Genomic DNA, 24,585 nt, shown 5'->3' with positions numbered 1-24,585 from the left:
TTGACTCGCATCATAAACAAAAAGCCCAACCCGGGGATCGCACGCGTCCTCGGGTTGGTGCCATTCGGCGCAGTCATCATTCTGTATGTCATCTGCTCGGACATACGACTGCACGAAAACCCCAATGACAAGCTGCTGCCGTCCTTCAGCTCGATGTGGTCGGCAATCAGCCAAATCGCCTTCTCCCCGGACGTCCGCACCGGTAACTATCTGTTCTGGGCAGACACCCTCTCCAGTCTGAAGAGACTCGCGTGGGGATTGGGTTCTTCCTTCGTAATTGCCATTGTCTTTGGCATAGCTTTGGGACTGATCCCCTACGCGGCCGCTCTGGCTAATTCATTCGTCGCCGCGCTGTCATTGGTGCCGCCCCTCGCTCTTCTTCCAATCCTATTCATCGCCTTCGGCCTCGACGAGCTTTCCAAGATCGTCCTCATTATCTTAGGCGTGGCGCCATATCTTGTTCGCGATCTGGCATTGCGCATTGAGCAGATGCCATACGAGCTGCTGGTGAAAGCGCAAACGATGGGCGCATCGACGTTCCAAATCATCGTGCGGATTGTTTTGCCTCAAATGCTTCCGCGTGTGCTTGACGGACTTCGATTCTCAATCGGGCCCGCGTGGCTGTTTCTGATCGCCGCTGAGGCGATCGCGTCGACCGACGGTCTTGGTTATCGGATTTTTCTCGTCCGAAGATATCTCGCGATGGACATCATCATTCCATACGTCGCGTGGATCGCGGCACTCGCATTCCTCATGGATCTGGGACTTAGAGTTCTCAGCCAGCGACTGTTCCCGTGGGCAAAGGCATCGACTTGATGAGCCAAATATCGATCAAGAACGTCTGGAAGGAATACGGTGACGTCACCGTGCTGGAGCGGCTGGACTTCGAGATCCAGAGCGGAGAATTTTGCGTACTTGTCGGACCGTCCGGTTGCGGGAAGACGACTTTTCTCCGTCTGCTTCTTTCAATGGAGCCCATTACTCGCGGTGAAATTCTCATCGATGGCGTTAAGATCGCATCGGAGCCTACCAGGGACCGCGGCATCGTCTTCCAGCGGTATTCCGTTTTTCCCCATCTGACGGTTCTCGGCAATGCGATGCTGGGAGTTGAGTTCGCGGAGGCGAAATTCGGCGGACATCTCTTTGGCGGGAAACGTGGTCGCGTTCGAGACGCGGCAACCGAAATGTTGGGCCGCGTTGGCCTCGGGCATGTGCTGAACCATTATCCCGCCCAATTGTCCGGTGGCATGCAGCAGCGTTTGGCAATTGCTCAAGCGCTCCTTTGCCAACCCAAAATTCTTCTGCTTGATGAAGCCTTCGGCGCGTTGGATCCCCCGACCAAAACTCAAATTCACGCACTGATGCTTGAGCTTTGGAAAGATCGGGGCATGACCGTTTTTATGGTCACGCACGATTTGGACGAAGGCTTTTCATTGGGCACACGTGTCATCGAATTCGGTAAAGTCAGACGCGATCCCCAGGCACCAGACGCCTTCGGCGCCACACTTGTTCGCGACGTGGATCTGAGGGGGCAGACGGACAGGGAGCTGCGCGATTCTCGTGCCGCCTGGAAGCACAACACAAAGAGTCCTTCCGTTGTCGACCTGCTTCATAGTCGCCGAAATTAGCGCGCATTTTTTGAAGCGAGAATGATCTTTTGTCGATTAGCGTAGAGTGCCCAGAATCTCTTTGGGGCGATCGGTCAGTAGCTCTAATCCTGCTCAACACAGAGATGAGCTATTCGACGGAAACGTCGCAAGGGAGATACCGATAAAATGACTGCAAAGCCCTTTCATCTTGGCTGGTTCACAAACTTCACGTCCGATGAGTGGAACGGCCCTTTCTCTAACGGTGGATCACCTTGGGACGGCAAGTTCTACGTTGAAATGGCGCAGTCGTTGGAACGCGCGTGCTTCGACTACATCATGTTCGAAGACAAACTTGCGATTTCAGAATCCTACGGTGGAACCGCCGAAATCTCTTTGAAGCACGCGCTCGGATTTTCCCCGAAGCATGACCCGGTGCCTCTTGCGGCAATGATCAGCGCAGCGACGAGACATATCGGCGTCGTCGCCACGATGTCGACGTTGTCATATCCTCCGTTTTTGCTGGCGCGTCTGGCGTCGACTGTGGACAGCATCGCGGGTGGCCGCTTCGGTTGGAACATCGTCACGTCGGCAGAGAATGCCGCCGCCCAGAACTTTGGAATGGACGCCCTGCCGCCACGCGAACTCCGCTACGAAATGGCGGATGAGTATATGGACGTTTGTTATAAACTCTGGAATTCCTGGGAGCCCGACGCGGTCGTTCGCGATCGTGAAACCGGTACCTATGCCGACTTCAAAAAGGTTCACACAGTCAACTTCGAAGGAAAGTACTTCAAGTGCCGCGGGCCGCTCAACACTGTTCGCTCGCCGCAGGGCGTTCCGGCACTCGTGCAAGCCGGCGGCTCGCCAAAGGGGCGCGACTTCGCTGCGAAGCACGCGAATGCCATCGTTGCGGTTGCTCCGGGCATTGAAAAAATGAAGGAGTATCGCGACGACATCCGGGCGCGCGCGAAGGCGCACGGGCGTAATCCCGACGACATCAAGGTGCTCTTTCTGATCGCTCCCGTCCTTGCCGAGACGGAAGAGGAAGCGTTGGCCAAAGCCAAACGCAAGTCATCTGATCCCGTGTTCCTGGAACAATGCCTGGCACTGATATCGGCAATTACCGATATCGATTTTAAAAAGTACGAGCTCGACAAGCCATTGCCGGAGAAACTCCGCACGAACGGTGAGCAAGGCTCACTCGATATGTTCCAGCAGTGGGGGTCGAACAAAACGCTCCGTCAGCTTGTCGTGGAGGCGTCCGGCGGTATTGTCGCTTCGGTAGAACTCGTCGGCACGCCAGAGCAGGTCGCGGATAAGATGGCCGATACCATGGCTCAAGTCGGCGGTGACGGGTTCCTCATTACGACGCCCGTACAATCCACCAACCGCCGAACCGTCATCGAGGTGTGCGACGGACTCGTGCCCGCCCTGCAGCGCAAGGGTCTGGTCCGTACCGAATACACGGGGAAGATGCTCAAAGAGAACCTTCTTGCGTTCTGAGCGGAAACATTCAACGGCGGAGGGAAAGCCTCAATCCTCCGCCGTTTTCAAAAGCGTTCGACTTGCCGTTGGCGAACGCTGATATTCGTCCCTGATATTTGTATCGTTTCGCGTCGAGAGGGCGGCTTTTAAGCGGCCTTCTCGGCGTAATTGACCGCGCCATCGAACTGGCGGATCACGTCGGCAAGCATGTCCTTATAACGTGTGTCTGTGATGAGCTCCGGAGAGGCCGGATCGATCACGCTTTCTATGACGAAGTGACCCTGAACGCAGTGCCGCGCCCCGAGCGAATGAAGGACCGGCCGCAGAGCGTAATCAAGCATGAGGGCATGCGCTAATGTTCCACCAGTGGCCAACGGGAGTATGGCTTTGCCGGCGAGCGCGTACTGGGGAAGCAGATCGAGAAATATCTTCAGCAGGCCAGAGTAAGACGCCTTATACGTTGGCGTGACCAAGACGGCGCCGTCTGCGGATTTTAAAAGCGCCGCAGCCTCGGCAATAGCCGGATCGCTCGTATCGGCACGTACGAGTGCAGCAGGAGGCAACTCTCTCAATCGCAGGTGCCGAGCATCCATCGCGATCGACGACAAGTGGTCCGTGACATACTGCGCCAAGGCCGCGGTTTTCGACTTTTCTGAAGGGCTGGAAGAAACGACAAGGACCGTTGGCATTGAAATCTCGCAAACTTGCTGGATTGGTCTGTTTTCTGAGAAGAACGTAAATGTTGCATGAAGCAGATCTTGCGGCTGAGCGCATAAGGTCTTGCGGTTCAGCGCACGCCAAATCCGTCTGCTAAGTCGACGCTTGAACTGTGGGACATTTCTCGAGAAACTTGGACTTCGGCGCGTGAGTGCTCCTACCGAATAGCGGCATGCCGCACTCCAACCACAACACCCGCAAGAGACCCAAGCAGAATGCGCATCGCGGTTTGTCAAACAAGCTCCATTCCTGGAGATAAAGCGAAAAACATCGAGAAGATTCGCGCGATTGCCCGGACGGCTGCGTCGTGGAAGGCGGATCTGCTTGTTCTGCCGGAATTGTTTTTGACCGGTTACAACGTCGGCTCACGCATGAGAGATCTGGCGGAGGCGAGGGACGGTCCCTCGCTCAGATCAATCGGAGAGATCGCACGTAACGAGTCTTGCGCCATTGCGGTGGGCTTTCCAGAGCTGCGCGGCGACGAACTTTTCAACTCATCCGCATTATTCGATGCGCAAGGCAAGCTCACTGCGGTCTATCAGAAAATCCACTTGTTCGGCGCCGACGAAAAGTGCCTCTTCTCTCCCGGCAAAGAACTGGTCGTCGCTCGGCTTGGAGATCGCGTCGTTGGCATGGCGATCTGCTACGACATCGAGTTCCCCGAAATGGCGCGCGAGTTGAAGCGACGGGGGTCCGAGATCATCATTGTCCCGACGGCGAATATGGCTCCGTATTTTCAGGTGCCAACGACATTCATTCGTGCGCGCGCTCTCGAGAATGGCGTGTTTGTGGCTTATGCGAACCTCTGCGGGAGTGAGGGAGATCTGGAATACACTGGACTGAGCGGGATCTCCGGGCCTGATGGGATCGATTTAGCGAGAGCGGGTCCTCGTGGGGAGGCCTTGCTGCTCGCACAACTGCCGGACAAAAGCCCGAGCGACTCCTTCTCGACGCAGATCGAAGATTTGCAGCTTCCCTTTTCCCGGTAGAACTTGCTTCCGGTCGGACACACTCCTGGTAGGACTAGCGCTCGTTGTCTGCCTCTATCGCTAAACTTGGTTCTCACGACTTTTCAATTCTGCCAAAGACTACTCAATGCCGCTTGGACGTGCCAAACGCTCTTTGAAACAGCGGCAGAAGCCTTCGACTCTTAATCAGCGGGTCGACAGTTCAAGCCCGTGATCACCCACCAATGCTTTCAATAACTTGGCATTGATTTATGCGTGGCCGCTTTTATGTGCCGTGCTGAGACCGCGCACGTGCAGCGCGGCGTGAACCGCAACCAATGCACCAGCAATATTAACTGCCGAGGCGCCGCAGAACGTCTCGTGTGATTGTTTCGCAATCGATGCCTTGCGCGTGGATGCTGCACTGTGATGAAGAAGAATTATCGTTCCGAGGAGCGTGCCTCCACGGGAACCATTTCAAGATATCGGCCCTTTGCGCCCAACAGCTCGGCGGCTTGAAGCACTATGCGGTCGATGATGTTGGCCACCGGCTCAATTTCACGAATTTGGCCGACGACTTCGCCTACAAAGGTATTGCTGTTGTCTGGATCTCCCGCCGCCCAGGCTTGGCGATACTTGTCGGCTTCTTCATCAGCGACAGATTGCAGTTCAGCTTCTCTACCGTGCCACCTCGCGATGAAACTGTTCCTGAGCACGCGAGCGGTATAACGAGACGGCCAATCGAGTTTTCGCGCTAGATCCATAACTTGCGAGCGGATTGTGTCGTCGCCCGTTGCTGCCAACGCGGCGTTATGCATGGCGGTGCTGACGTTGGCTTCTTTCGAAGCCCAAAGTCGTGAGCCGATCAGCGCTCCATCGGCGCCCAGCATGAGTGCGGCCGCGAGCCCGCGACCATCTCCGATGCCGCCAGCGGCACACAGAAGAGTGGTTGGGGATTGCTTTGCGATCAGGTCGGCGATTTCTGGAACAAGGCTAAATGTGCCGCGTTTTTCTCCGTGGCCACCCGCTTCCGATCCCTGCGCAACGATCACATCGGCTCCGCACGCAACCGCCCTTTCGGCGTCGCGCAGAGTCTGGACTTGGCAAATCAGCGTGATGCCACGCTGTTTGATGCGATCGGCGAACGAAGCAGGATCGTCAAACGAGAGCAGGATTGCCTGCGGATTGTTGGCGAGGGCCAAATCGAGAAGCGCCGGATGTTTGCGCAGCGACCACGTAATGAAGCCGCATCCAACGGCTTGATTTCCGGCGGCGCGAAATTCGCGTGAGAGCCAATCTGCATCACCATATCCGCCGCCGATGAGACCCAGACCGCCGGCCGCCGACACCGCCGCCGCAAGTCTCCCTCCGGCGGCGAACGCCATCGGAGCGCCGATAATGGGGTGGCGGATTCCGAGCCGCTCGGTCAGTCGTGTCTTGAGAAGTTTGTCTTTCAGCGACGCGGTCATTGGTCGATGCCCTCGAGTTCACTGATAAGCGCTCGGCGATTGGCGACGATATCGGCAAGTGTCCAAGCATCAAGAACTTTGAAATAGGACGCCAACGCCTGCTGTAGAGCATGCTTCAAGCGGCAGACTTCTGTGATTTGGCACGAGCCCTCGGTGCCAAAGCATTCCACGAGGTAGAAGTCTTCTTCCGTTATACGCAAAACGTCGCCAAGCCTGATTGAATCTGCCGGCTTGCCGAGACGCAATCCGCCGCCCCGTCCACGTATCGTTTCGACGAACCCGTGTTGGCCGAGGCGGTGGACCACTTTCATCAAATGATTTTCGGAAATCGAATAGGCTTCTGCGATCTCCTGGATCGTGGAAAGCCTGCCTGGAAAGGCGCCAAGGTACATCAGAACCCGGAGGGAATAATCCGACAGAACGGTCAACCGCATGGGCTCATCCAGGCATCAGGAAGATGTGATTTGTCGCGACATGTATAAGGTATATCTTCTATACATCTTATCAAGACGAGACAGAAAGGTCCATACGCATGCCGCATTCAATACGCCCTCTCGCGCCGGGGCTCGATGTCGGAATTGATGAGGACATGATTGGGGAACTTGTCGAGCGGTTCTACGCCTCAGTCAGACGCGACGAAGTTCTGGGTCCCCTATTTGAGACGCGCGTTCGAGATTGGGACGACCACCTTGAAAAGTTGCGTGCGTTCTGGTCGTCGATAGCGCTGATGACGGGGCGCTACAAGGGGAGGCCGATGCCCATTCACGCCGCCATTAACGAGATTAATGATGAGCATTTTGAGCGGTGGCTGGATCTTTTCGGAAAGACGGCTCGTGCAGTTTGTCCGCCTGCTGCGGCTTCTTTTTTTATTGAGCGAGCCAAGCGCGTCGCCGAGTCGCTACGGCTCGGCATAAGCCTGCATCGCGGAGACGATTCAGTTTTGAGGGTCGTCGCAGGAGAAGGCTCCGGAAAATCGCAATTGCAATCTTGATTAGAACGCGAGGCCACCATCACAACGGGAACCTTTCCATCGCGTATGCATCAGTATCCTCTGCGCAACTGAATATGCAGGAGGTCTTAAGCGTGGCTCGCCCTCCACTGGAAAGAAGTGCAGTGTCGTCGGCCGATGTCGATCTGGTTCGCCGCGCCGTCAGCAAAGACCAAGCCGCCATCCGTTCGATAATCCAAGCCAACAACCGCCGCCTCTACCGCGTTGCGCGCAGCATCGTGCGCGACGACGGCGAAGCCGAGGACGTTTTGCAAGAAGCCTATTTACATGCCTTTTCCGCCCTTGCGAACTTTCGCGGCGATTCAAGCCTCGCCACTTGGCTGACCCGAATTGTGCTGAACGAGGCTTTGCAAAGGCGCCGCCGCCGGGTCGAGCTTCCCGTCCCGGAAATCGACTTTTCGCGTCATCCGACGGCGGAGATCATCAGATTCCCGTTGTCCGGACATGAATCCACAGACCCTGAGCGTGCCATGGCACAACGAGAGATCTGCCAATTGCTTGAGCGTGCCATCGATGATCTCCCCGAAGAGTTTCGCACCGTTCTGGTCGCACGGGTTATTGAGGACATGAGCATCGAGGAAACGGCGAACCTTCTTGGCCTCCTTCCCGAGACAGTGAAGACGCGATTGCACCGCGCTCGGCGGCTGCTCAGAGCCGCGTTTGCCGACCACATTGGTCCGCTGTTCAGTGATGTCTTTCCCTTCGAAGGCAAGCGTTGCGAGCGGATGACGAACGCCGTTCTACTGCGCCTCTATCCGTCTTTGTAATTGCCGGGAACCTTTTATGCGCCGTCGCATCCAATTCTCCGTGAAGCCAAGAGCCACTCGCGGCTCAGTAGTTCGTGGAGAAACTCATGATGCGTCGTTCCCAATTATCTAGCCTTGTTGTTGCGATCTTACCGTTCGTCGTCGCGATACCCGTATATGCGGCAGACAAACCAACGGATTCACAAATCGCGCACATCGCCTACACAGCCGGCGACCTCGACATCAAGGCCGGCCGGCTCGCGCTTGAGAAATCGAAGAACGATAGTGTTCGTGCCTTCGCGACTGATATGGTCCGCGACCACGCGGCGGTGAACGACCAGGCTCTTGCTCTCGTCAAAAAACTCAATGTCACGCCAGAGGACAACAACACGAGCAAGGGCCTTGTAAAGCAGGCAGACAAGAAGCGTGCCGAACTCGCGAATCTTTCTGGTGCTGAATTCGATCAAGCCTATGTCGAGAACGAGGTGACCTACCACAAGACGGTCAATCAGGCGCTGAGAGAGACGCTTATTCCGTCGGCAAACAATTCCGATTTAAAAGCTCTGCTCCAAACCGGCCTGAAGATTTTCCAAGGTCACGAGCAGCACGCCGAGCACTTGGCAAGCACGTTTCACTAGCGGAGCGAGCGATGCCGAAGATAAAACTCTCTGTCGTTCTTGTCGGGCTTTTGCAATTCGCGCTCACCGCGCCGACTTCGGCAGGCGAGATCGCAAGAGTGACGATCAATCAGCTCGCCTTCTCACCATCGGATATCGAGGCCAAGGTGGGTGACACAGTCGAGTGGATCAATGGCGACTTCATTGATCATACGGCAACAGCGAAGACCGGAGAATGGGACGTCACAATTGTCGCCGGCCATTCGGCACAACTGCGGCTGACGCGCGCCGGCTCATTCTCCTACTTCTGTCGGGTGCATCCAAACATGACGGGGACAATAAATGTCGTCGCCAACTGACAGTCCTTCTACTGATGAGATGTGCTGCGTACGGAGCCAGCTAACCACTCTGGCCTGCGGTGGTGGTTCGGTACCGCCTTCGTGTCCGAAATTTAGAGGTGCCTGTAAAACTCGTGGCTTTTTGTATACGTGGAGCAACTGTCCGTATGCATAACCTCCTACTGATGTAATCAATCCTCGACGCACACACACGAATCACCCCTGCTTCAGTGAAAGAAGACTCGTCAGGCCCGTTTGGGCCGAACGAATAGGGGGATTACAATGATAAAACCGTTTGCAGTGCTTGCGGCATTGGGCGCGCTCGTCTTTGCAGTCAGCGATGCCCACGCCGGCGGCAGCCTGAAGGACGAGCCCGCGGCGCCGATCGCGCAAGCGGGGCGCTGCATGGGCGGAAACTTTTCTGGCGCCTATATGGGCGTCCATCTCGGCGGCGGAAGTGCACGAACGCATGAATCTCTGCCGGACGCGGAGGGGGTTCCGCCGCTGAATGACAACGACCGCAGTTTCACCATCGGCGAGCACAGCGGCTATAACGTTCAGTGCGGTCGGGTCGTGTTCGGTATCGAATCCGAGTTCAATTATTTCGGTACCGATCTGAAGACCGGCGTTGCCGGCGATGGATGCGGAGGAAGCTGCTACTTGGCCGCCGGATCGTCGATGAACTTTTTCGGAACAGTACGCGGTCGCCTCGGTATCGTTCGTGATGAGAACCTGCTGATCTTCGCAACTGCAGGTCTGGCCTATGCGAAGGTGAAACACTCGTTCGCGACGAACATTGGTCCAGATAGCATTGAATTGGACTCAGCATTTTCGCAGTCCAACACTGACTATCAATTCGGATGGACCGCAGGCGGCGGCTTCGAGTTCATGCGCGATGGAAACTGGTCGTTGCGCGGAGACGCTCTCTACGTGGATCTTGGCAGCGACACTCGCAATTACACCCTCGACACTTGCGGCGCAGACTGTTCGACGCGCGTGAAATTTGATGACAGCTTTTGGGTCGTGCGCCTCGGCCTCACCTATCATTTCGGTCGCCGCGAAGCCGAAGTCGTCCCTTTGAAATAGAGGCGTCGAGAAAATCGACCGAGACAAAGGGGTCCGAATAGGCCCCTTTTCTTTTTGCTTTTTTCTCTGCATGCGGATCTGTCTCTGAATGACACGTTCTATTCGGGGAATGGTAAAGCTGACCGCGGATTTAACCACTGTTCCAAATTCTGACTGACACTGACGAATCCCGCTCCTAATTTGCTCGGACTTTAATAAGTTTTTAGGAGGAGTTTCCCGTGGGAAAGATTGTTTGTAAGCCCAAGTGTCCGCCGCCAGTGAAGGTAGAATGCGCGCCACCGAAGCCAAAGTGCTCGATTAGCCTTTGGAAATGCGCGCCGAAGTGCGATCCTTGCCCGCCGAAGTTCGTGAAGTGCGGTACGGGCTACGGCCCGGAGTAAAAAGCGGAAGTTTCAGTTTCAATTTCTCTTCTTGAAATCGGCCATTGCCAAGGTCTGGCGGTGGCCATTTTTATTTAACGAATTGTCCTCATCGGCCTCCAATACTTAACGCCAGACGCTCCGCCGACGGAATTCCGGGATTGGCTTATTTCTTGCTCCTCTGTCCTTGAGCGACAGAGATCGCGATCTTATTGCTGACTTCGGCTGAAGAGATCATGGCAAGCAACCAGGACGGGGTCACCGGCGATACGGTGTTGGAGACGACTCTCAAGGAATGCCGCTCGGCATTCTGGTCGGTTTTCTTCTTCAGCTTCGTGATCAATATCCTGATCCTCGCAATTCCCCTCTATATGCTGCAGGTCATGGACCGTGTGCTGCGGTCTGGTCGTGTCGAAACGCTGCTGCTCCTGACGGGAATTGCCATGGCTGCCGTGCTCGTCATGAGTGTTCTCGACACGTTGCGCAATTCGGTGGCGATGCGCATGGGGAGCTGGTTCAACGACAGGCTCGGGCCGATCTTCCTCGAGTCGAGCTGCCGCGCCCAGATCAAGGGCGATCACTCCGGCACCGATATGTTGCGCGACCTCAGCTATCTGCAGGGCTTCATCGCCACGCAAGGCATGGCTGCGTTCTTCGATTCTCCGTGGCTGCCGATTTTCATAGTCATCATTTGGCAGCTTCATCCTTATCTCGGCATGGTCGCGCTTGCTTCCGCGGTGACGCTTCTGGCAATCAGCTTTTTGACCGAGTGGCTGACCCACGGGCCCAACGTCAAGGCGGATGAGACGCAGCTCGAAACCATGCGCCTCGCGGAGGCGACGATCCGCAATGCCGAAGTTGTGCACGCCATGGGCATGATGCCGGCGATGATTGCACGGTGGCGCCAGCTCAATGACGTCGTGACGGATTCAATCCACTGGGCCGGCGACATGTCCGGCTACATGCTGACAATCTCGAAGTTCGTCCGCTCCGCCGTTCAGATCGGAATTTTGGGCACCGGCGCCTGGCTCGTCGTCGACAACATGATCACCCCCGGAGCCATGATCGCCGCAGCTATTCTGCTCGGTCGCGCGCTGGCGCCCATAGAGATGGCGATCGGAGGCTGGAAAGGCTTCATCACTGCGCGTCTGTCTTACGACCGGTTGAACGCGCACGCCAAGGAGTACCCGCCAATCCCCGAACGCACGTTGCTGCCATTGCCCGAGGGCCGGCTTACCGTCGAAGATCTGACCTACGCCGTGCCCGAGACGGGGCACGTCATCCTGAACGACATTTCGTTCAGCGCCGAGCCCGGAGAAGTGCTGGCCATCGTCGGACCGTCGGGGGCAGGCAAGAGCACGCTGTGCCGCCTGCTGGTCGGTTTGAACGAGCCCGCGGGAGGCGAAGTCCGCTTGGACGGAAACGACATGCGCCACTGGGATCGCCAGCAGCTCGGGGAGCTCATTGGCTTCTTGCCTCAGGAAGTCGAGTTGTTCACCGGCACGCTTCGGGAAAACATTTCGCGCATGCGGCCGGCGAGCGCCGACGAAGTCGTACAGGCGGCGACCATCGCCCATGTTCATCCGCTGATCCAGCGCCTGCCGGTTGGGTACGATACGCTCATCGGCGATGGTGGCGTGCGACTTTCGGGAGGCCAGCGCCAGCGTGTCGGTTTGGCGCGCGCCGTATTCGGCAAGCCGCGCGTCATCGTCCTCGACGAACCGAATGCGAACCTCGATCAGGCAGGTGAATCGTCGCTTGCCGAAGCGCTAAAGGATCTGAAGCAGCGCGGCTGCACGATCATCGTCGTCGGCCACCGTCCTTCGACATTGAGCCAAGCCGATAAGATCCTCGTCCTGCAGGACGGGGAGGTGAGGATGTTCGGCCCGCGCGACGAGATCATGGAAGCGTGGAGCGAAGCTTCGGCAGCGAAAGGCGGTAATGATACGCTGCCGATGCGCAGATCGATGGGACAAGCAAACGGATCGAAAGCGCTTGAGCGCACACTTGAAGCGGGTGCCCAATGAGCAGCAACGGAATGGTCGTCGTCGACCGACGTTTAGGCGCGGTTGCATTTCCGGGAAATTTCGGACCCGCGATCGCGGCTCCGGTGCCTTTGAAAGCCAGCGTTCGCTCTCCGATCCGCAAAGGCTACGTGCTCATTCTCCTTTTCGTCGGCGGCTTCGGCGCTTGGGCGTCGGTCGCTCCGCTCGCCGGGGGAGCCATTGCGCCCGGCGTCATCAGTCCGAACAGCAGCCGCCGCGTCGTCCAGCATTTCGAGGGCGGCATCATCCGCGATCTCCGCGTGCACGAGGGCGACATCGTCACGGAAGGCCAACGGCTTCTCGTTCTGGAGTCGGTTCAGCCCAAATCGGCTTATGAAACGTTGCTCGCGCAAAAGCAGTCGCTTCTCGCGCAGAAGGCGCGTCTCGACGCCGAAAAAAGCGGCGCGGCAGTGATTGATTTCCCCGAGGAGCTTGAAGCGGGCGGCAAGCTTGTCGCTGCCGCGCAGTCGCAGCAGCAGATTTTCGACACGCGTCGTAGCGTGCTGCAGGTCCGCAAGAACATGGCCAAGCAGCGCACTGATCAGCTTGCCGAGCAGATCGAGGGCGCAAAGGCGCAGATCGACAACCTCGACATTCAGATTTCCTACATTCGCGAGGAAGTGGCGGGCAAGCAGGCGCTTCTCGACAAGGGGCTGCTGCCGAAGCCAGAGGCGATGCGCCTGAAGCGCAACGAATCTGAGCTTCTGGCGCAACGAACCGGGTTCGAGACCGATATCGCCAAAACCAAGCAGTTGATCGTCGAGGCTAACCTTCAGGTGGTCAGCGCCGAGGCGACACGCCTCGACGAAATCGCGGCCGATCAGGACAAGGTCAACAATGCGTTGATCGACATCGACGAACGCTTGAGTGCGAGCAAGGACGTTCTGAAGCGCACCGAAATCACCGCGCCAGTCGCTGGTACGGTCATCAACATGCGGTTCAAGACCGTGGGCGGCGTCGTCGGACGCGGCGACCCCATCCTCGAAATCGTACCGCGCGACGACAAGCTGATCATCGAGGCACGCGTCAGCCCGAACGACATACCGCTCGTGCACCAGGATCAGCCGGCGCAAATCCACCTTGCCGCCTACTCGAGCCGCGTCATGCCGCGGCTGCGCGGCATCGTGCGGTCGGTCTCCGCCGATCGCGTCACGGATGGCAATGGGATGCAGTCCTATTACGTCGCGCGCGTCGAAATCGATAAGGACGACCTAAAAGCCCGGGCGTCGGAAGCGGTACTGCTGCCGGGCATGAGCGCAGAGGTTATCTTCGTGACCGAGGAGCGGACGTTGCTCCAATTTCTGCTGTCGCCGTTGACGGATATCCTTCGGCGGGGCATGCGCGAACACTGAAGCAGACTGACGATTTAAAAATCGGGCTTGGCGAGTTCGGCGCACGTCTCTAAAGGGCATCGCCTTTTTGGCTGTGGACTCACGGGAATATACAACGCGGCTTGGTGTTATTTGGTTTGCTGCATTGGGGTCGCCGACGGCTTCACACTTTCCTAATCGCGTTTGCAGGCTGCGGGAAACCTCGCGATCAATTTCGTCCATGATCGAAATACGGTTCCGGTCGCTGCCTGCAGTGATCGACATGGGGTGCCCGAATTCATAAGGTTTCCGAAGATGCTCGTATCCGCTCGCGTGACGTTCCTCGCCGCATTCGCCATCCTCACCTTCACCGGCCAGTCGTTCGTTCCGGCTCCGGCAGCCGCGACGAGTGACGCCGTCCGCAATTCTCTCGCACGGAAGGACTGCAAGCGCGGAACCTTCAAGGACTACTATCTGCAAGGCCAAGGCGGCGATCCGCCACTCGACTACAAGGGCCGAGACGCCATAATGCAAGTCCGGCCGGCTTTATGGCCAGAGCAGCTCGGGTTTGATTAAAGGCTGTCACACCATCCAGAAACCACACGGAATGTTCGGAAGCGTCGCTTGTTTGGTAGCGGAAATGCAGATTGAGCGTGTTGGATTCAAAAGTCGGTGCGGATTTTGCCTCATCCGAAAGCTCCCAGGCTCTTTGCACCGAGATTTGGCGGCGGCGCCCGAGGGTATCCCAATCATTTGCATATGATCCGATGCCCAAAATCAACTTTCGGAGGTCGACGTTACGCTGCAGCATGCGCAGCTCGTCTTCAAACCAGCCTTGGCTCGCTGGCGGTCCGGCGTCAGGATCTGAAGAATTTTCGTAGGTCTCGACCAGCACGAGATCGGCGAGGCGCAGCAGCTCTTGGTCGCGACTATCGGGTTGACGCGCCGCCATCACGTAAATAATCTTGCGACCCTTTGGTCGGATCAGGCTACCGATTTCGTTAAGGAGTAGGACCAGGTTTGTATGGTTCTCCGGTCCCAATTGTTCCAAATCTATCGTTACCCCTTCGTATTTTGCGTCGGCGAGATAGCGGTCAATACTGGCGGCTATGAGGTGGCGGTTCTCGGGGTTTGCGAGAGCAGCAGACGTCTCGCTTAGTGAGAGATCCGTCGATAGCGTTGGGTAAATTTCGAGATGAATTCCTTTTTCTTCACGAAATTGCCGCACGGATGTTTCTCCGCTCACCCATGGCCGTGTGATCCCTTTTCCGTGGGCCGCGAGTGATATCCAATCCGGAAGGATGGCGTCGATTACGTCATAGTGTTCCTGAAGCGAAATGAAACTGCTGGGATCCCTGCCTGAGAAGAAAGCAAACCGCTTCACAGCAGCGGCATCTTCGGGAAGCGACCTGTTGCCGATCGCATTGTAACGATTGTCCGCCGAATAAGGTGTCGCTTCGGCAGCGCCTGATGCGCTCTTGGTTTCCTGGCTTAAGGATATCTGAGGAAGGACTGGTGCAATCAATATGCCTGCCGCCAAAACGGCGGAAGCTGCAGCGATGGCAAGCGCGCAAATGAAAATTATGCGATTGACGACGCGGGCTCTGCGCCCTGCGGGATCGAAAAAAATCGCTTTTTCCTCGTCGGGGATCATCAAGGCTGACCAATGCCAATGTCTTTTTACAAAATTTTAGTTGAGCGATATTCGAGCCGTGGGAATTCGTGAGGCTTCGGCGAAGGCACAGGAACCGCTGCTATCAATTGTTGCCAGGCGAATGAATCTCTGTATGAGAAAATGCAAATATTGTTCGGATTGAAAGACGTTCAGCTCGAACGCCCGTCTGATCGACGGGCCCCACGTATGAAGCTCTAATTGTTTCGCGAGTGGGCCCTGGCTCGGATATGCAATCAAATAGCTCGCCGAATGTCCGACGATGGGCCCATTGTATTGAGCCACTCGAACGAGCTTTTCAAAACTGTCGTATGTGCCAGGCCAGGCCGGGGTGCGAAGTTGCGGGTCGTTAGGCGTTTATTAGAGACCGCTCCACCGTATGATATATGTCATCGCCGACTGAAAGATTGCCGTCCACACGGTGTGCTGCTTAGTCAGCGAATGGCTCTCGCGACTGTAGCAGGCCGTAGGTGAAGCGAATGGCGTCCCGTTCAAGCATCTGAGCTCATACGTGCGACAGATCGCTTCTGGAGCCACAGGTCAATAAAGTAGGAGGATTGAACACTGCGTGGTTCCTACCACGGCAGGGAGTGGTCGAAGCATGGCCGTAGAGATCGAGCGTAAGTTCCTTGTTGCAAACGACGGATGGAGAACGCTGTGCGTTCGCAGTCTCTCTATCCGCGATGGTCTGATCGCAACTGAGGGCGGCCGCAAGGTGCGGGTACGCATTGAGGGTGACCGCGCAACGATTACCATCAAGGGCCCTCGCAGCGGTTTGATCCGGGCGGAGTTCGAATACGAGATCCCTCTCCTAGATTCGAACGAACTTCTGGCAAATCACTGTCAAGGCAGGATTATCGAGAAGACGCGTCACATCGTTTCGTGTGGTGGGTTTACCTGGGAGATTGACGAGTACAGCGGTGACCTTGCCGGTATCGTCATTGCTGAAATCGAGCTTCCGGCAACAGGCACTGAATTCGGCCGCCCGGATTGGCTTGGTGTCGAGGTCACGGGCGACGAGTGCTATCGAAAAGTTAACCTCCACAAAATGGCGATGCCGTAAGGTATCGCGCACTAATTGCGCGTGGTTTTGATTGCCGAGATTCGCCGCGCGACTGGAGTTCTCGCGGCGAATCTCGAAGTCGGCGACGACGGCCACGGGCGTCCTCGCTCAATATTTTTGGCGAGCTTCCTGTCCGAAGGACGATAACGGCGCGGATCCTTCGGGCAGCGCGATCTCGCCGCGCGCACGACGCTCTTTCAAATAGGTGAAGCTCTGCATGGTCTGAGCAAAGAGGTGTTCACCTGCCTTGAGAGAAGCGCGCATTGGCTTGTCGGCGGCTGCGTAACGCGGCAAAGGGGCGACAACCGTGTCATAGTCGGCCGCGAAAAAGAGCGGAAACGAATAGCGTTCTTCGGACACCTTTCGAACGCGATGTGAGGTTGCGGTGAATTCGCCGTTCGTCCAGATCTCCATCATATCGCCGATATTGACGATGTAGGCGCCGGGAAGGGGAGGAGCATCGATCCATTCGCCGGCGCCATTCATGACTTCGAGCCCGGGGCTCGTCGATCTCAACAGCGTAAAACACTCGTAATCGGTATGAGCTCCGATTCCAGGTCGATCTTCGGCGCTGGTGTCGAAAGGATAATGGATAAGACGCAACTGACTTGGCGGCTTGGTGACGTATTGATCGAAGAACGTCGGCTCCTCGCCGATTGCCATCGAAAACCCGCGCAATAGGACGCGGCCCAGTGCAAAAACGGCGCTGTAGTAATCGTCGACTGCCTTAGCGAAACCCGGGAGGTCCGGCCATTGATTGGGTCCGAGAAGCGGATTGCCTGAAACGTAGTCCGGATCATCGGCCGGCAAATCGATCGAAAGGTCGTAAGCCTCCTTCTTGTCTTTTGTTCCGGAGGCGAAGACCTCTTCACCTTCCGGAACGTAGCCGCGATGACAACGCGAGTTGCCGATGTAGACCTTCATTTTCTCGTCGTACGGCAACGCAAAGAAGCGCTTGGTCGCATCGAGAACGCCGTCAAAAAGCGATTCATCTATGCCGCCGCCCGTGATGTAGACGAAGCCGACCGCGCGTGCTGCCTTTCCAAGCTCTTCTGCAACCGCCTTCTGCTCGGCAAGCGTGCCAATCCGGAGCTTGGTGATATCGACGATGGGAATACTCGAGAAGTTTTCCGATTTGCTCATCTCTTGCCTCGTAACCCCGTTGGATAAGGAACCTAATCGCTTTCCCTAAAGCTTGTTGTCCGCGGCAAGCTGCATGAACGTATCATCAAGCCGGAGCTTTACGTTCGAGTTGTCGCCGAGAGTCTTGCCCGGAAGCGCGATGCCGATCGCGTCCTTTGACTTGGCATCGTTGCCCATGAGCTGATGGTCGAAGCTGAAACTGCGGACGAGATCCATCGCTGTTGCCATTTCCGGCGAGCGGATCGACTTCGCGCCGACGCCAGGATCGTAATAGAACGCCGTCGTCTCGATCTGCGAGTTGATGCTCTCTACGGTCGTTCCGGAGAGGTCGGCCATGAACTGCCGAGCCTCCTTGCTTTTCTCGTCATTGCCATTGATGATCGCGAGTGTCTCGAACCAAGCTCCGGTCAGTGCTTTGCCGAATTCGGGATGGTCCTTCAGGACCTTGGTATTGACGAGGAGCGCGTCGACTAACTCACCGGGCATTTCGGTCGACTGATAGACGATGCTGACATTGGGCTGCTTCTTCAACTCGATAAATGCCGGGTTCCAGGCAACGACCGCATCAACGTCCGCTGTCTGAAAAGCCGCGACGAAGTCCGCATCCGAAACATTCTGTAGCTTGGCGTCGTCCATATTCATGTGATGGGCCGCGAATGCGCGGGCCAGCATGTAATGTGAGATGGAGAACTGGACGAGGTTGATCTTTTTGCCCTTGAGATCGGCAAATGTTTTGTTCGCACCCTTGAGGACGATCCCGTCATTGCCGTTCGAATAGTCGCCTAGGATCGGAATGGTCGTATCGACGCCTCCGGCGGCGGGTATGGTCAGAGCGTCCATTGTTGTTGCGGCGACGGCATCGGCCTTGCCGCCGGTGAACTGATTGATCGATTCGATGTAGTCGTTGACCTGCACCAACTCGATATTGATGCCGTATTTTTTCGCCCACTTTTGAAGAATGCCCGCGTGTTGCGCGTAGGGCCAGGGAAGGTAGCCCGTATAAATCGACCACGCGACCTTGAAGGTTTCTTCCGCGCGCGCTTGATGCGGTGCGCCTGCGAGAAGAAGTCCAGAGGCGCAAACGGCTAGACGAAGGATCGAACGCATAGTGATTAGGCTCTCCCTGTCATTGACTGAAAAAAGAAAAGCGCTCCTTCGTCGTGTTCCTTCCCCGGTGAATTTTGTTTTTGAGGGTCGACTTCGAGGTCGACGATCTTCCAATTCCGAACTGACGCCTCACCTGCCGCGGTGATGTCCGCGATCGCAATGTTTGCATCGTCGCCCGAAAATTTAGGTGCGAGATCTGCATTGACGCGGAAAGGGAGGCTCGATCGGCCGATCAGCCACGAGCCTTCGCGCACGCGTCCCAATGAGATTTCGCAATCCAGCAGAGACCGCGTTTCTTGAGGCGATCCATCACTTACGAGCTGGGCGAGCGAACCACCGCGGGGAAGCGTTACCGCTCGGTTTCGCACGTACATGAAAATATCTCCGACCCGGACAAGAAATCCCTCAAGGCCGTTCTGGTCTCGCATTCGCGCTGCGAAGTAGGGAGGTATGCGTTGCGATGTTTGATGCCAGTGCTCGATGTAGGGAATGTCTCGGCCGCGTTCGACGAGGATGCCGTCGGAGAAGCTCAGGTAGCCCGCATCCGCTGTGTCGCTCGCGCATTGATAATCAATCATGCGGTGCCATTCGAAGGCATCGCCCGCTCGAGCAAATCTGCCCGCGAAGCCCTCCTGACGCGCTAGCCATTCAAGATGATGGCACTGCAAGTCATTGAGGCAAGTGACGTCGTCAAACGATGGCGGATTGGCTGGTTGCCGCAGATCGGCGAACAGGCTCGGGCCTTGCAGCCAGGCGACGAAGGTTGTCGTATCCTGTTGACCGTCCGGCCATGCGATCAGCGAGCGTTCCCACAACCCCAGCGTTTCGTTGAGTTCCACCATCTGCGCCTCATGAAAGAGACCGCAGGATGACATCGGCACGCGAATGTCAGAAGCCGCCGTGTATCGATGCGAGGCATAGACAAAATCTATGGCTCGACATTCCCCGCACTAGATCGCAGCGTCACCGGGATTCAAATTCATGTCTATCATGTCGAGAAGTGCGCGCGCCGGCGCACTAAGCTTTGCGTCCCGCGTGATGAGGTAAACATGATACGTCGGCAAAATAGCGGGATCGAGCATTGGCCAGAGTTCTCCGGCCTCGACGGCCTCTGCCGCAACAGCCGTCGGCAGGAAGCCTATCCCAATGCCAATTTGAATAAGCCGCTTGACCTCGTACAGCGTCTCCGCGGACCCGCCTGCGCGTTCTCCTAGTCCATAACGATGGCGAAAGCTGGCAAGCTCCGCGGGCTCGTCTTTGCCGGTCAAAACGAAAATCTCGTCAGCCGCAATTTTCGGATCGGATATTCCTTTGCCGAATGCCGGATGTCCCCGGCCACAGTAAAGCTGCTGCCATTCACGCATCAGAGGGCGATAGCAAAGCTCCGAACTCGTGGCAGCGTCGCAAGCAATCCCAATATCGGCGCTGCCGTCCTTGACCGACAGCACCACATCGCGCCAGGGCGCAATGTCGAGGCGGATCTCAACGTCGGGATTGATCTGGTGGAAAGCCACCATCGCCTGGTCGAATTCGGGCGAGACAAGGTCTGAAATCGCGCGCACTGTTACGAGACCCTGCAGATTTTCTGAAGTCCTCGCAACTTCGCCGGGTAGCCCCGATATTAAAACTTCAATTGCCTCCGCGGCTTTAAGAAACGAGTGCGCGGCGGGCGTCAACGCGACACCCCTTGCCGTCCTGACAAAAAGCTGAGCCCCGACGTGATCCTCGAGGCGTTTGAGGCCCGCACTTATCGTCGGCTGCTGCTTGTTGAGCGCGCGTGCGGCTGTGCTGATGCCGCCGGAACGCACGATCCCGAGGAACAACTTGACCAGGTTCCAATCGAGATTCCGGGCGAAAAGCTGGCCGTTCGTCGATACGCGTAGTCGATCCGACATGAGAACAGCTTATCCTGTGCGTTAGCGCTTCCAAGCAGCTCGGATCAACTGGTTTGTCTCGCGTCTACAGCGCAGCAAGCCAGATTGCCGTGCGCATTCTCTTCATCAATTGACTGTTCGGTTGATGCGCCGTCAAGCTCAATGCTTGTGCAGGAAACGCCTGAATTTCTAGCATTGAGGTGGTGCCGTCGGCGTCGTCCGGAAGTGCGCGCAGGTTGAATTTCGGAATTAGCGCCGACGTTGCCTTTTTCTTCGTGGGATATCGAAGGTCATGCAGTGAAGAGCGGAGAAGTTTCTTACCTAAGTCGCTGGCGAAGTGCGGCCTGCTTAGCGCGGTTGCCGCAAACGGCCATGCTGCATTTTTTGCCGTCCGGCGCCGAAGCGTTCAAACGCGACATTCCAAATGCCGCCGTGACATTCTTTGATACTGGCCACTTCGCACTTGAAACTCATTCTGATGAGATCGCGGCGGCGATCAAAGGCTTCCTCCGCTAATCGATCTTGGAATTTTGCGGCGATTGGAAAGGTCGCTCTCGTTCCGGCCCGCAACACAGCAGGGAGATCAGGAATGTCAGAGGTAGAAGATTTAACGACGGACTGACGACCGCCTCATCCACCATGTGATGTTTATGGACCCGCCGCTGGCACGCGTAGGACTGGATGAGGGCGAAGCGCGTCGCTAGGGCATCCCGGTTCGGGTTGCTCAACTGCCGATGAGCAACGTGCTCTGGACAAACGCCACGGACGAGACGGAAGGCTTCATGAAGATATTGGTGGGAGAGAACGACGACCGGATTGCCGGCTCCACGATGATTGGGCCCGAGGCGGGGGAAGTGATGACAGTCGCGCAAATCGCGATGCTCGCAGAACTTTCGTTTCCAAAGCTCCGTGACGCGGTGATCTCGCATCTCACCTATGCGGAAGGCCTTGGCCTGCTACTCGAAAATCTGCCGTCGATGGCGGAAGTAAAATATATGGCGCAGTAGATTTCACTCTCTCGGCCGACGAGGCTGAACGTGTCTACCGGTGCGATCGGCGGTGCGTGGCTCAGAGGAACTCGCTGACGCTAAGCGTCCTGACATGGGCCGCTTAGCTGCGAATTTTCATAGGGATTTGAGCCAAAAAGAGAGCGGCATTTGCATCGATGCATCACTGCGATCATCAAAGCGAGATATTTACAGATCGGTAAGAATGCGGACGTTGTTCCGCCTTTGATCACAAGCTAGTCATCTCGACAAGCACGCTCTCGCCTCTTGCCGTCAGGTAATCCAAAAAATGACGAATGAAATTGTTGGCTTGCGCCCTGCTGAATATGGGCGTGCCGCAGCACTTCAACGATCTGCACGGCAAGTCATTCGATGGTGGAGAGACGTAGCGAGTAAAGATTTCTCGCTTCCTTCACTATTTGGAGTCTGTCTGCTGGTCTCGGTGCCGCTCGCGCTTTTTCATGGGTACCATTACGTTGAAGGACTGACTGTAACGATCGCTCAGAGCGCGTTGGACGATGGGAATTGGCTTACGCCACACATCAACAATTTGCGTTGGATAGAGCGCCCAACGCTTCTATCCTGGCTGATAGCGGCGATGAGCATGCCCTTCGGCCATGTCAGTCCGTTTATTGCACGTCTCCCAATAATTCTGTCTCTTCTGGCCGGCATTTTGCTGGTATGGCGCGCCTTGCGGCCAGTGGTAAGCGCTGAAGCGGCGGTATTCGGGGCGGCCTTATTTTTAGCGAGCCCCATCGTCATGCGATATTACGTGACGTCGGTGGCCGACATACCCCTCGCAGTCATATTGTTCGGCGCATTTCTTGTTTGGTGGCGTTCATATGCCACCGGACGTATTTCTCTGGGTTGCTGGATTGGTATTGGCGGCCTTCTGGCGATAGCTGCGCTGCTGAAGGGACCTCAGCCCGTTGCCTATTTCATGCTCGGTCTTTTTGCGTTCGTAGCCCTCACATCTACGTGGTGGCAAATTCCAGGCCTCATCCTAGCGGGCTTTCTTGCGGCCATTCCTGCAGGGCTCTGGTACGCCTACGTTTTTATTCCGGGTGATCAAAGCGAGTGGTTGCGATACACGAGGCTATCATCTCATGAGATTGCTCTGCCGCACCCGCTTGCCAACGCCGCGCACTTCTTTTTCGAGGCCTTTCCAGCGGCGTTTATGGCTATCGCGCTTCTGCTGACGGGCGCCAGTTCCACGCCCAAAAGCGTTCCTCGACATTTTGTTCTCGCGCTGAGCTGCTATGCTTTCGCGTGTACCCTGGTCATTCTGTTTTGGCCCGCTGACGTCAATCCCCGCTATATCTTGCCCATGGTGCTGCCTCTATGCGTGCTCGGTGGCCTCGCCTACGATGCTTTGGCGGAGAAGAGGGCAGTTCTCGTTGCGAGCGGCATTTGTATTACGATGGTTTTCTTGGGATATGCTGCGGTTCATTCAATCTTCGATGGACTGATCACGCCGGCATATACTCAATCGAAGATCAGCGGTGCCCAAATTGCCGAGCTCGTCCGCAACGCGCCGGCCCCTATTTATCGGACAAGCTGGGACGCGGGCCTGAATGAATTTTCATATGTGCCCTTCAGGGTTACGACGATCGGTCCGAACGCGATATCGACGATCGCTAAACCCGCCTGGATCATGGTTCCTACAAAGGACGCGCCTGCGATTATCGCGCAAGGCAAGGGACGAATAATGTCTCGCCTAATATTGGAACGGTCGATCTTGCTCAGATCGGAGTAGGTCGGCAGGAGGTGGTCGGGGCCGGGCCACGAACGGGTCTGCTACTGTTGTTTTGAGTCCCAAATTTTTGCGGGCAAATTTCAGATTGCAATTCTGGAATTCGCATTATTTGGCGCGCTGCCAGTCGTCGATGATCAGCTTGTACATTTCGTACGCGGCTTCGATCCTGTCGAGACGGCAATATTCGTCCGTCTGGTGGGCAAGGGAAGGTTCGCCTGGACCGAGCAAGATCGTTGGCGCCAGGTCAAAGGCTTCTCGCAGCATCGCGCCGTCGGTAAAGAATGTTGCGGCGCTGGGCTTTTGACGTTCGCCTGTTACCGATTGCACGAGTTGCTCGACGCGCTTGACCCACGGATCGTCGATGTCCGTTGCCAAGCTCGGGACGGCGAGCTGCTTCACAATATCGATGTCCGGGCCGATCGCAGTCGCAATCTGTTTCAGAATGCGATCTGTACTTCTTGGCCACACTGTTCTGAGGTCAAGCATGAGGCTGGCGGTATCGGGAACTGAATTGACGTTCTGTCCGCCTGTGATCGTGCCGACATTGAGGCTCGGCACACCTAGAAGGGGGTGAGGGTCCTCTGAAAATCTGAAAGCTCTGATGGTCCTCACGGCGTCGGCAAGTTTATAGATCGCGTTCACGCCCAGATCGGGCATCGAGCCATGAGCAGTTTTGCCCTTGGCGCTCAGTCGAGCCCAGGCGGCGCCCTTGTGCCCGTGCACGACGGCATTCGCTGTCGGCTCGGCGATTACGAATGCGCCAATTTTTCCATATTTGCCGCGGTTTTCAGCGATTGCTGCCGCGCCCTGGCAACCGGTTTCTTCAGATGCGCTGAGCATGAGAACGATATCAGCGGGGCGTTCCTGAACGGCGGTGTAGTCCTCGGCTGCCACGATAAACGCGGCGACGCCCGCCTTCATGTCCGTTGTTCCGCGGCCCCACACGCGACCGTCGTGGATCTCTCCGCCGAGCGGCGGTTTCGTCCAAGCCTCAGCGCCCAATGGCACGGTGTCGAGGTGCCCGCTGAAGCACAGCGCGGGTTTGTGCGATGTGCCGCGCAGGCGCGCGACGAGGTTGGGGCGGCCGGGCGCAATGTAGCTGAGCTCGATCTCGAAACCAGATTTCTCGAGACGATCAGCAAGAAGCCGCGCACAGGCGTCTTCCTGACCCGGTGGATTGACGGTGTCCATCCGAACCAGATCCTGGGTCAGTTGAACAGCCGGATGCGATGACATGGGTACAGCC

Annotated in this window: 24 protein-coding genes and 1 pseudogene; 15 read left to right on the top strand and 10 right to left on the bottom strand. The window is 56.7% G+C overall.

The genetic code is table 11. The features are described 5' to 3' along the window. The 3 genes from G359_RS13630 to G359_RS13620 all read left to right on the top strand — a co-directional run bounded on the left by G359_RS13630 (nt 1) and on the right by G359_RS13620 (nt 3,092). A complete protein-coding gene (locus G359_RS13630) occupies nt 1-816 on the top strand; it encodes an ABC transporter permease (RefSeq protein ID WP_045836572.1) in 816 nt (271 codons plus the stop codon). Continuing rightward, nucleotides 816-1,628: an ABC transporter ATP-binding protein gene (locus G359_RS13625; protein ID WP_045838009.1), complete on the top strand. Its 813-nt coding sequence runs from the start codon at nt 816-818 to the stop codon at nt 1,626-1,628. The genes G359_RS13630 and G359_RS13625 overlap by 1 nt, the downstream gene beginning before the upstream one ends. A gap of 147 nt (nt 1,629-1,775) precedes the next feature. After that, the gene (locus G359_RS13620; RefSeq protein ID WP_045836571.1) at nt 1,776-3,092 is read left to right on the top strand and encodes an NtaA/DmoA family FMN-dependent monooxygenase; all 1,317 of its coding nucleotides are present in this window, start codon (nt 1,776-1,778) and stop codon (nt 3,090-3,092) included. Between the two features lie 128 nt (nt 3,093-3,220). Here the strand turns inward: G359_RS13620 and ssuE are convergent, their stop codons facing one another. Beyond that, nucleotides 3,221-3,763: an NADPH-dependent FMN reductase gene (ssuE, locus tag G359_RS13615; protein ID WP_045836570.1), complete on the bottom strand. Its 543-nt coding sequence runs from the start codon at nt 3,761-3,763 to the stop codon at nt 3,221-3,223. A 243-nt stretch (nt 3,764-4,006) separates the two neighbouring features. Between ssuE and G359_RS13610 the strand changes: the two genes are divergently transcribed. Beyond that, nucleotides 4,007-4,780: a carbon-nitrogen hydrolase family protein gene (locus tag G359_RS13610; RefSeq protein ID WP_045836569.1), complete on the top strand. Its 774-nt coding sequence runs from the start codon at nt 4,007-4,009 to the stop codon at nt 4,778-4,780. Nucleotides 4,781-5,178: 398 nt separating this feature from the next. On the opposite strand, the gene G359_RS13605 is transcribed toward G359_RS13610, so the two are convergent. After that, entirely contained in the window at nt 5,179-6,207 is a 1,029-nt protein-coding gene (locus tag G359_RS13605) for an NAD(P)H-dependent flavin oxidoreductase (RefSeq protein WP_045836568.1), read from the bottom strand. Beyond that, nucleotides 6,204-6,641: an Rrf2 family transcriptional regulator gene (locus G359_RS13600; RefSeq protein WP_045836567.1), complete on the bottom strand. Its 438-nt coding sequence runs from the start codon at nt 6,639-6,641 to the stop codon at nt 6,204-6,206. Before G359_RS13600 ends, G359_RS13605 begins: the two co-directional genes overlap by 4 nt. A 320-nt stretch (nt 6,642-6,961) precedes the next feature. Here G359_RS13600 and G359_RS20965 point away from each other — a divergent pair, with 320 nt between their 5' ends. The 7 genes from G359_RS20965 to G359_RS13565 all read left to right on the top strand — a co-directional run bounded on the left by G359_RS20965 (nt 6,962) and on the right by G359_RS13565 (nt 13,759). Then, complete coding sequence (locus G359_RS20965; RefSeq protein WP_245280034.1) at nt 6,962-7,198, top strand: globin family protein; 237 nt, start codon at nt 6,962-6,964, stop codon at nt 7,196-7,198. A 74-nt stretch (nt 7,199-7,272) separates the two neighbouring features. Beyond that, nucleotides 7,273-7,983, top strand: coding sequence for an RNA polymerase sigma factor (locus tag G359_RS13590; protein WP_045836565.1), 711 nt, complete (start codon nt 7,273-7,275; stop codon nt 7,981-7,983). A gap of 89 nt (nt 7,984-8,072) precedes the next feature. Further along, the gene (locus tag G359_RS13585; protein WP_156150883.1) at nt 8,073-8,600 is read left to right on the top strand and encodes a DUF4142 domain-containing protein; all 528 of its coding nucleotides are present in this window, start codon (nt 8,073-8,075) and stop codon (nt 8,598-8,600) included. 11 nt (nt 8,601-8,611) lie between these two features. After that, nucleotides 8,612-8,938, top strand: a complete 327-nt coding sequence (locus G359_RS13580) for a plastocyanin/azurin family copper-binding protein (protein ID WP_045836563.1) — start codon at nt 8,612-8,614, stop codon at nt 8,936-8,938. 261 nt (nt 8,939-9,199) lie between these two features. Next, nucleotides 9,200-10,003 carry an outer membrane protein gene (locus G359_RS13575; RefSeq protein ID WP_045836562.1) on the top strand — a complete coding sequence of 268 codons (804 nt, stop codon included), beginning with the start codon at nt 9,200-9,202 and terminating at the stop codon, nt 10,001-10,003. A 595-nt stretch (nt 10,004-10,598) separates the two neighbouring features. Beyond that, the gene (locus G359_RS13570) at nt 10,599-12,389 is read left to right on the top strand and encodes a type I secretion system permease/ATPase (RefSeq protein ID WP_045838008.1); all 1,791 of its coding nucleotides are present in this window, start codon (nt 10,599-10,601) and stop codon (nt 12,387-12,389) included. Then, nucleotides 12,386-13,759, top strand: a complete 1,374-nt coding sequence (locus tag G359_RS13565) for an HlyD family type I secretion periplasmic adaptor subunit (protein ID WP_052699379.1) — start codon at nt 12,386-12,388, stop codon at nt 13,757-13,759. The genes G359_RS13570 and G359_RS13565 overlap by 4 nt, the downstream gene beginning before the upstream one ends. Before the next feature lie 418 nt (nt 13,760-14,177). Here the strand turns inward: G359_RS13565 and G359_RS13555 are convergent, their stop codons facing one another. After that, entirely contained in the window at nt 14,178-15,371 is a 1,194-nt protein-coding gene (locus G359_RS13555; protein WP_045836560.1) for a glycosyl hydrolase family 18 protein, read from the bottom strand. 619 nt (nt 15,372-15,990) lie between these two features. Between G359_RS13555 and G359_RS13545 the strand changes: the two genes are divergently transcribed. Continuing rightward, nucleotides 15,991-16,452 carry a CYTH domain-containing protein gene (locus G359_RS13545; protein WP_045836558.1) on the top strand — a complete coding sequence of 154 codons (462 nt, stop codon included), beginning with the start codon at nt 15,991-15,993 and terminating at the stop codon, nt 16,450-16,452. A gap of 108 nt (nt 16,453-16,560) precedes the next feature. On the opposite strand, the gene G359_RS13540 is transcribed toward G359_RS13545, so the two are convergent. From G359_RS13540 to G359_RS21130, 5 genes are all read right to left on the bottom strand, one after another. Further along, nucleotides 16,561-17,595: an isopenicillin N synthase family dioxygenase gene (locus G359_RS13540; protein WP_045836557.1), complete on the bottom strand. Its 1,035-nt coding sequence runs from the start codon at nt 17,593-17,595 to the stop codon at nt 16,561-16,563. Nucleotides 17,596-17,640: 45 nt separating this feature from the next. Then, entirely contained in the window at nt 17,641-18,702 is a 1,062-nt protein-coding gene (locus G359_RS13535; protein WP_045836556.1) for a putative urea ABC transporter substrate-binding protein, read from the bottom strand. Between the two features lie 5 nt (nt 18,703-18,707). Further along, complete coding sequence (locus G359_RS13530; RefSeq protein WP_082073094.1) at nt 18,708-19,544, bottom strand: hypothetical protein; 837 nt, start codon at nt 19,542-19,544, stop codon at nt 18,708-18,710. A gap of 108 nt (nt 19,545-19,652) precedes the next feature. Further along, nucleotides 19,653-20,597, bottom strand: coding sequence for a LysR family transcriptional regulator (locus G359_RS13525; protein WP_045836555.1), 945 nt, complete (start codon nt 20,595-20,597; stop codon nt 19,653-19,655). A 296-nt stretch (nt 20,598-20,893) separates the two neighbouring features. Beyond that, nucleotides 20,894-20,950 carry a hypothetical protein gene (locus G359_RS21130; protein ID WP_371199102.1) on the bottom strand — a complete coding sequence of 19 codons (57 nt, stop codon included), beginning with the start codon at nt 20,948-20,950 and terminating at the stop codon, nt 20,894-20,896. A 7-nt stretch (nt 20,951-20,957) separates the two neighbouring features. Here G359_RS21130 and G359_RS20545 point away from each other — a divergent pair. The 3 genes and pseudogenes from G359_RS20545 to G359_RS13510 form a co-directional block, all read left to right on the top strand. Beyond that, nucleotides 20,958-21,092, top strand: a pseudogene (locus G359_RS20545) (alpha/beta fold hydrolase); the annotation flags it as partial. Nucleotides 21,093-21,283: 191 nt separating this feature from the next. Beyond that, on the top strand, nt 21,284-21,583 hold the full coding sequence (locus tag G359_RS13515) for a hypothetical protein (RefSeq protein ID WP_256363876.1): 300 nt from the start codon (nt 21,284-21,286) through the stop codon (nt 21,581-21,583). Nucleotides 21,584-22,025: 442 nt separating this feature from the next. Continuing rightward, complete coding sequence (locus G359_RS13510; protein ID WP_045836552.1) at nt 22,026-23,339, top strand: ArnT family glycosyltransferase; 1,314 nt, start codon at nt 22,026-22,028, stop codon at nt 23,337-23,339. Nucleotides 23,340-23,444: 105 nt separating this feature from the next. Here the strand turns inward: G359_RS13510 and G359_RS13505 are convergent, their stop codons facing one another. Continuing rightward, the gene (locus G359_RS13505; protein ID WP_045836551.1) at nt 23,445-24,575 is read right to left on the bottom strand and encodes a M20 family metallopeptidase; all 1,131 of its coding nucleotides are present in this window, start codon (nt 24,573-24,575) and stop codon (nt 23,445-23,447) included. Between the last annotated feature and the right edge of the window lie 10 nt (nt 24,576-24,585).

It is taken from the genome of Hyphomicrobium sp. 99 (assembly GCF_000384335.2).
Classification (GTDB): domain Bacteria; phylum Pseudomonadota; class Alphaproteobacteria; order Rhizobiales; family Hyphomicrobiaceae; genus Hyphomicrobium_B.
The sequence above is the reverse complement of the archived record's forward strand: the minus strand, read 5'-3'. Positions and strand labels throughout refer to the sequence as shown.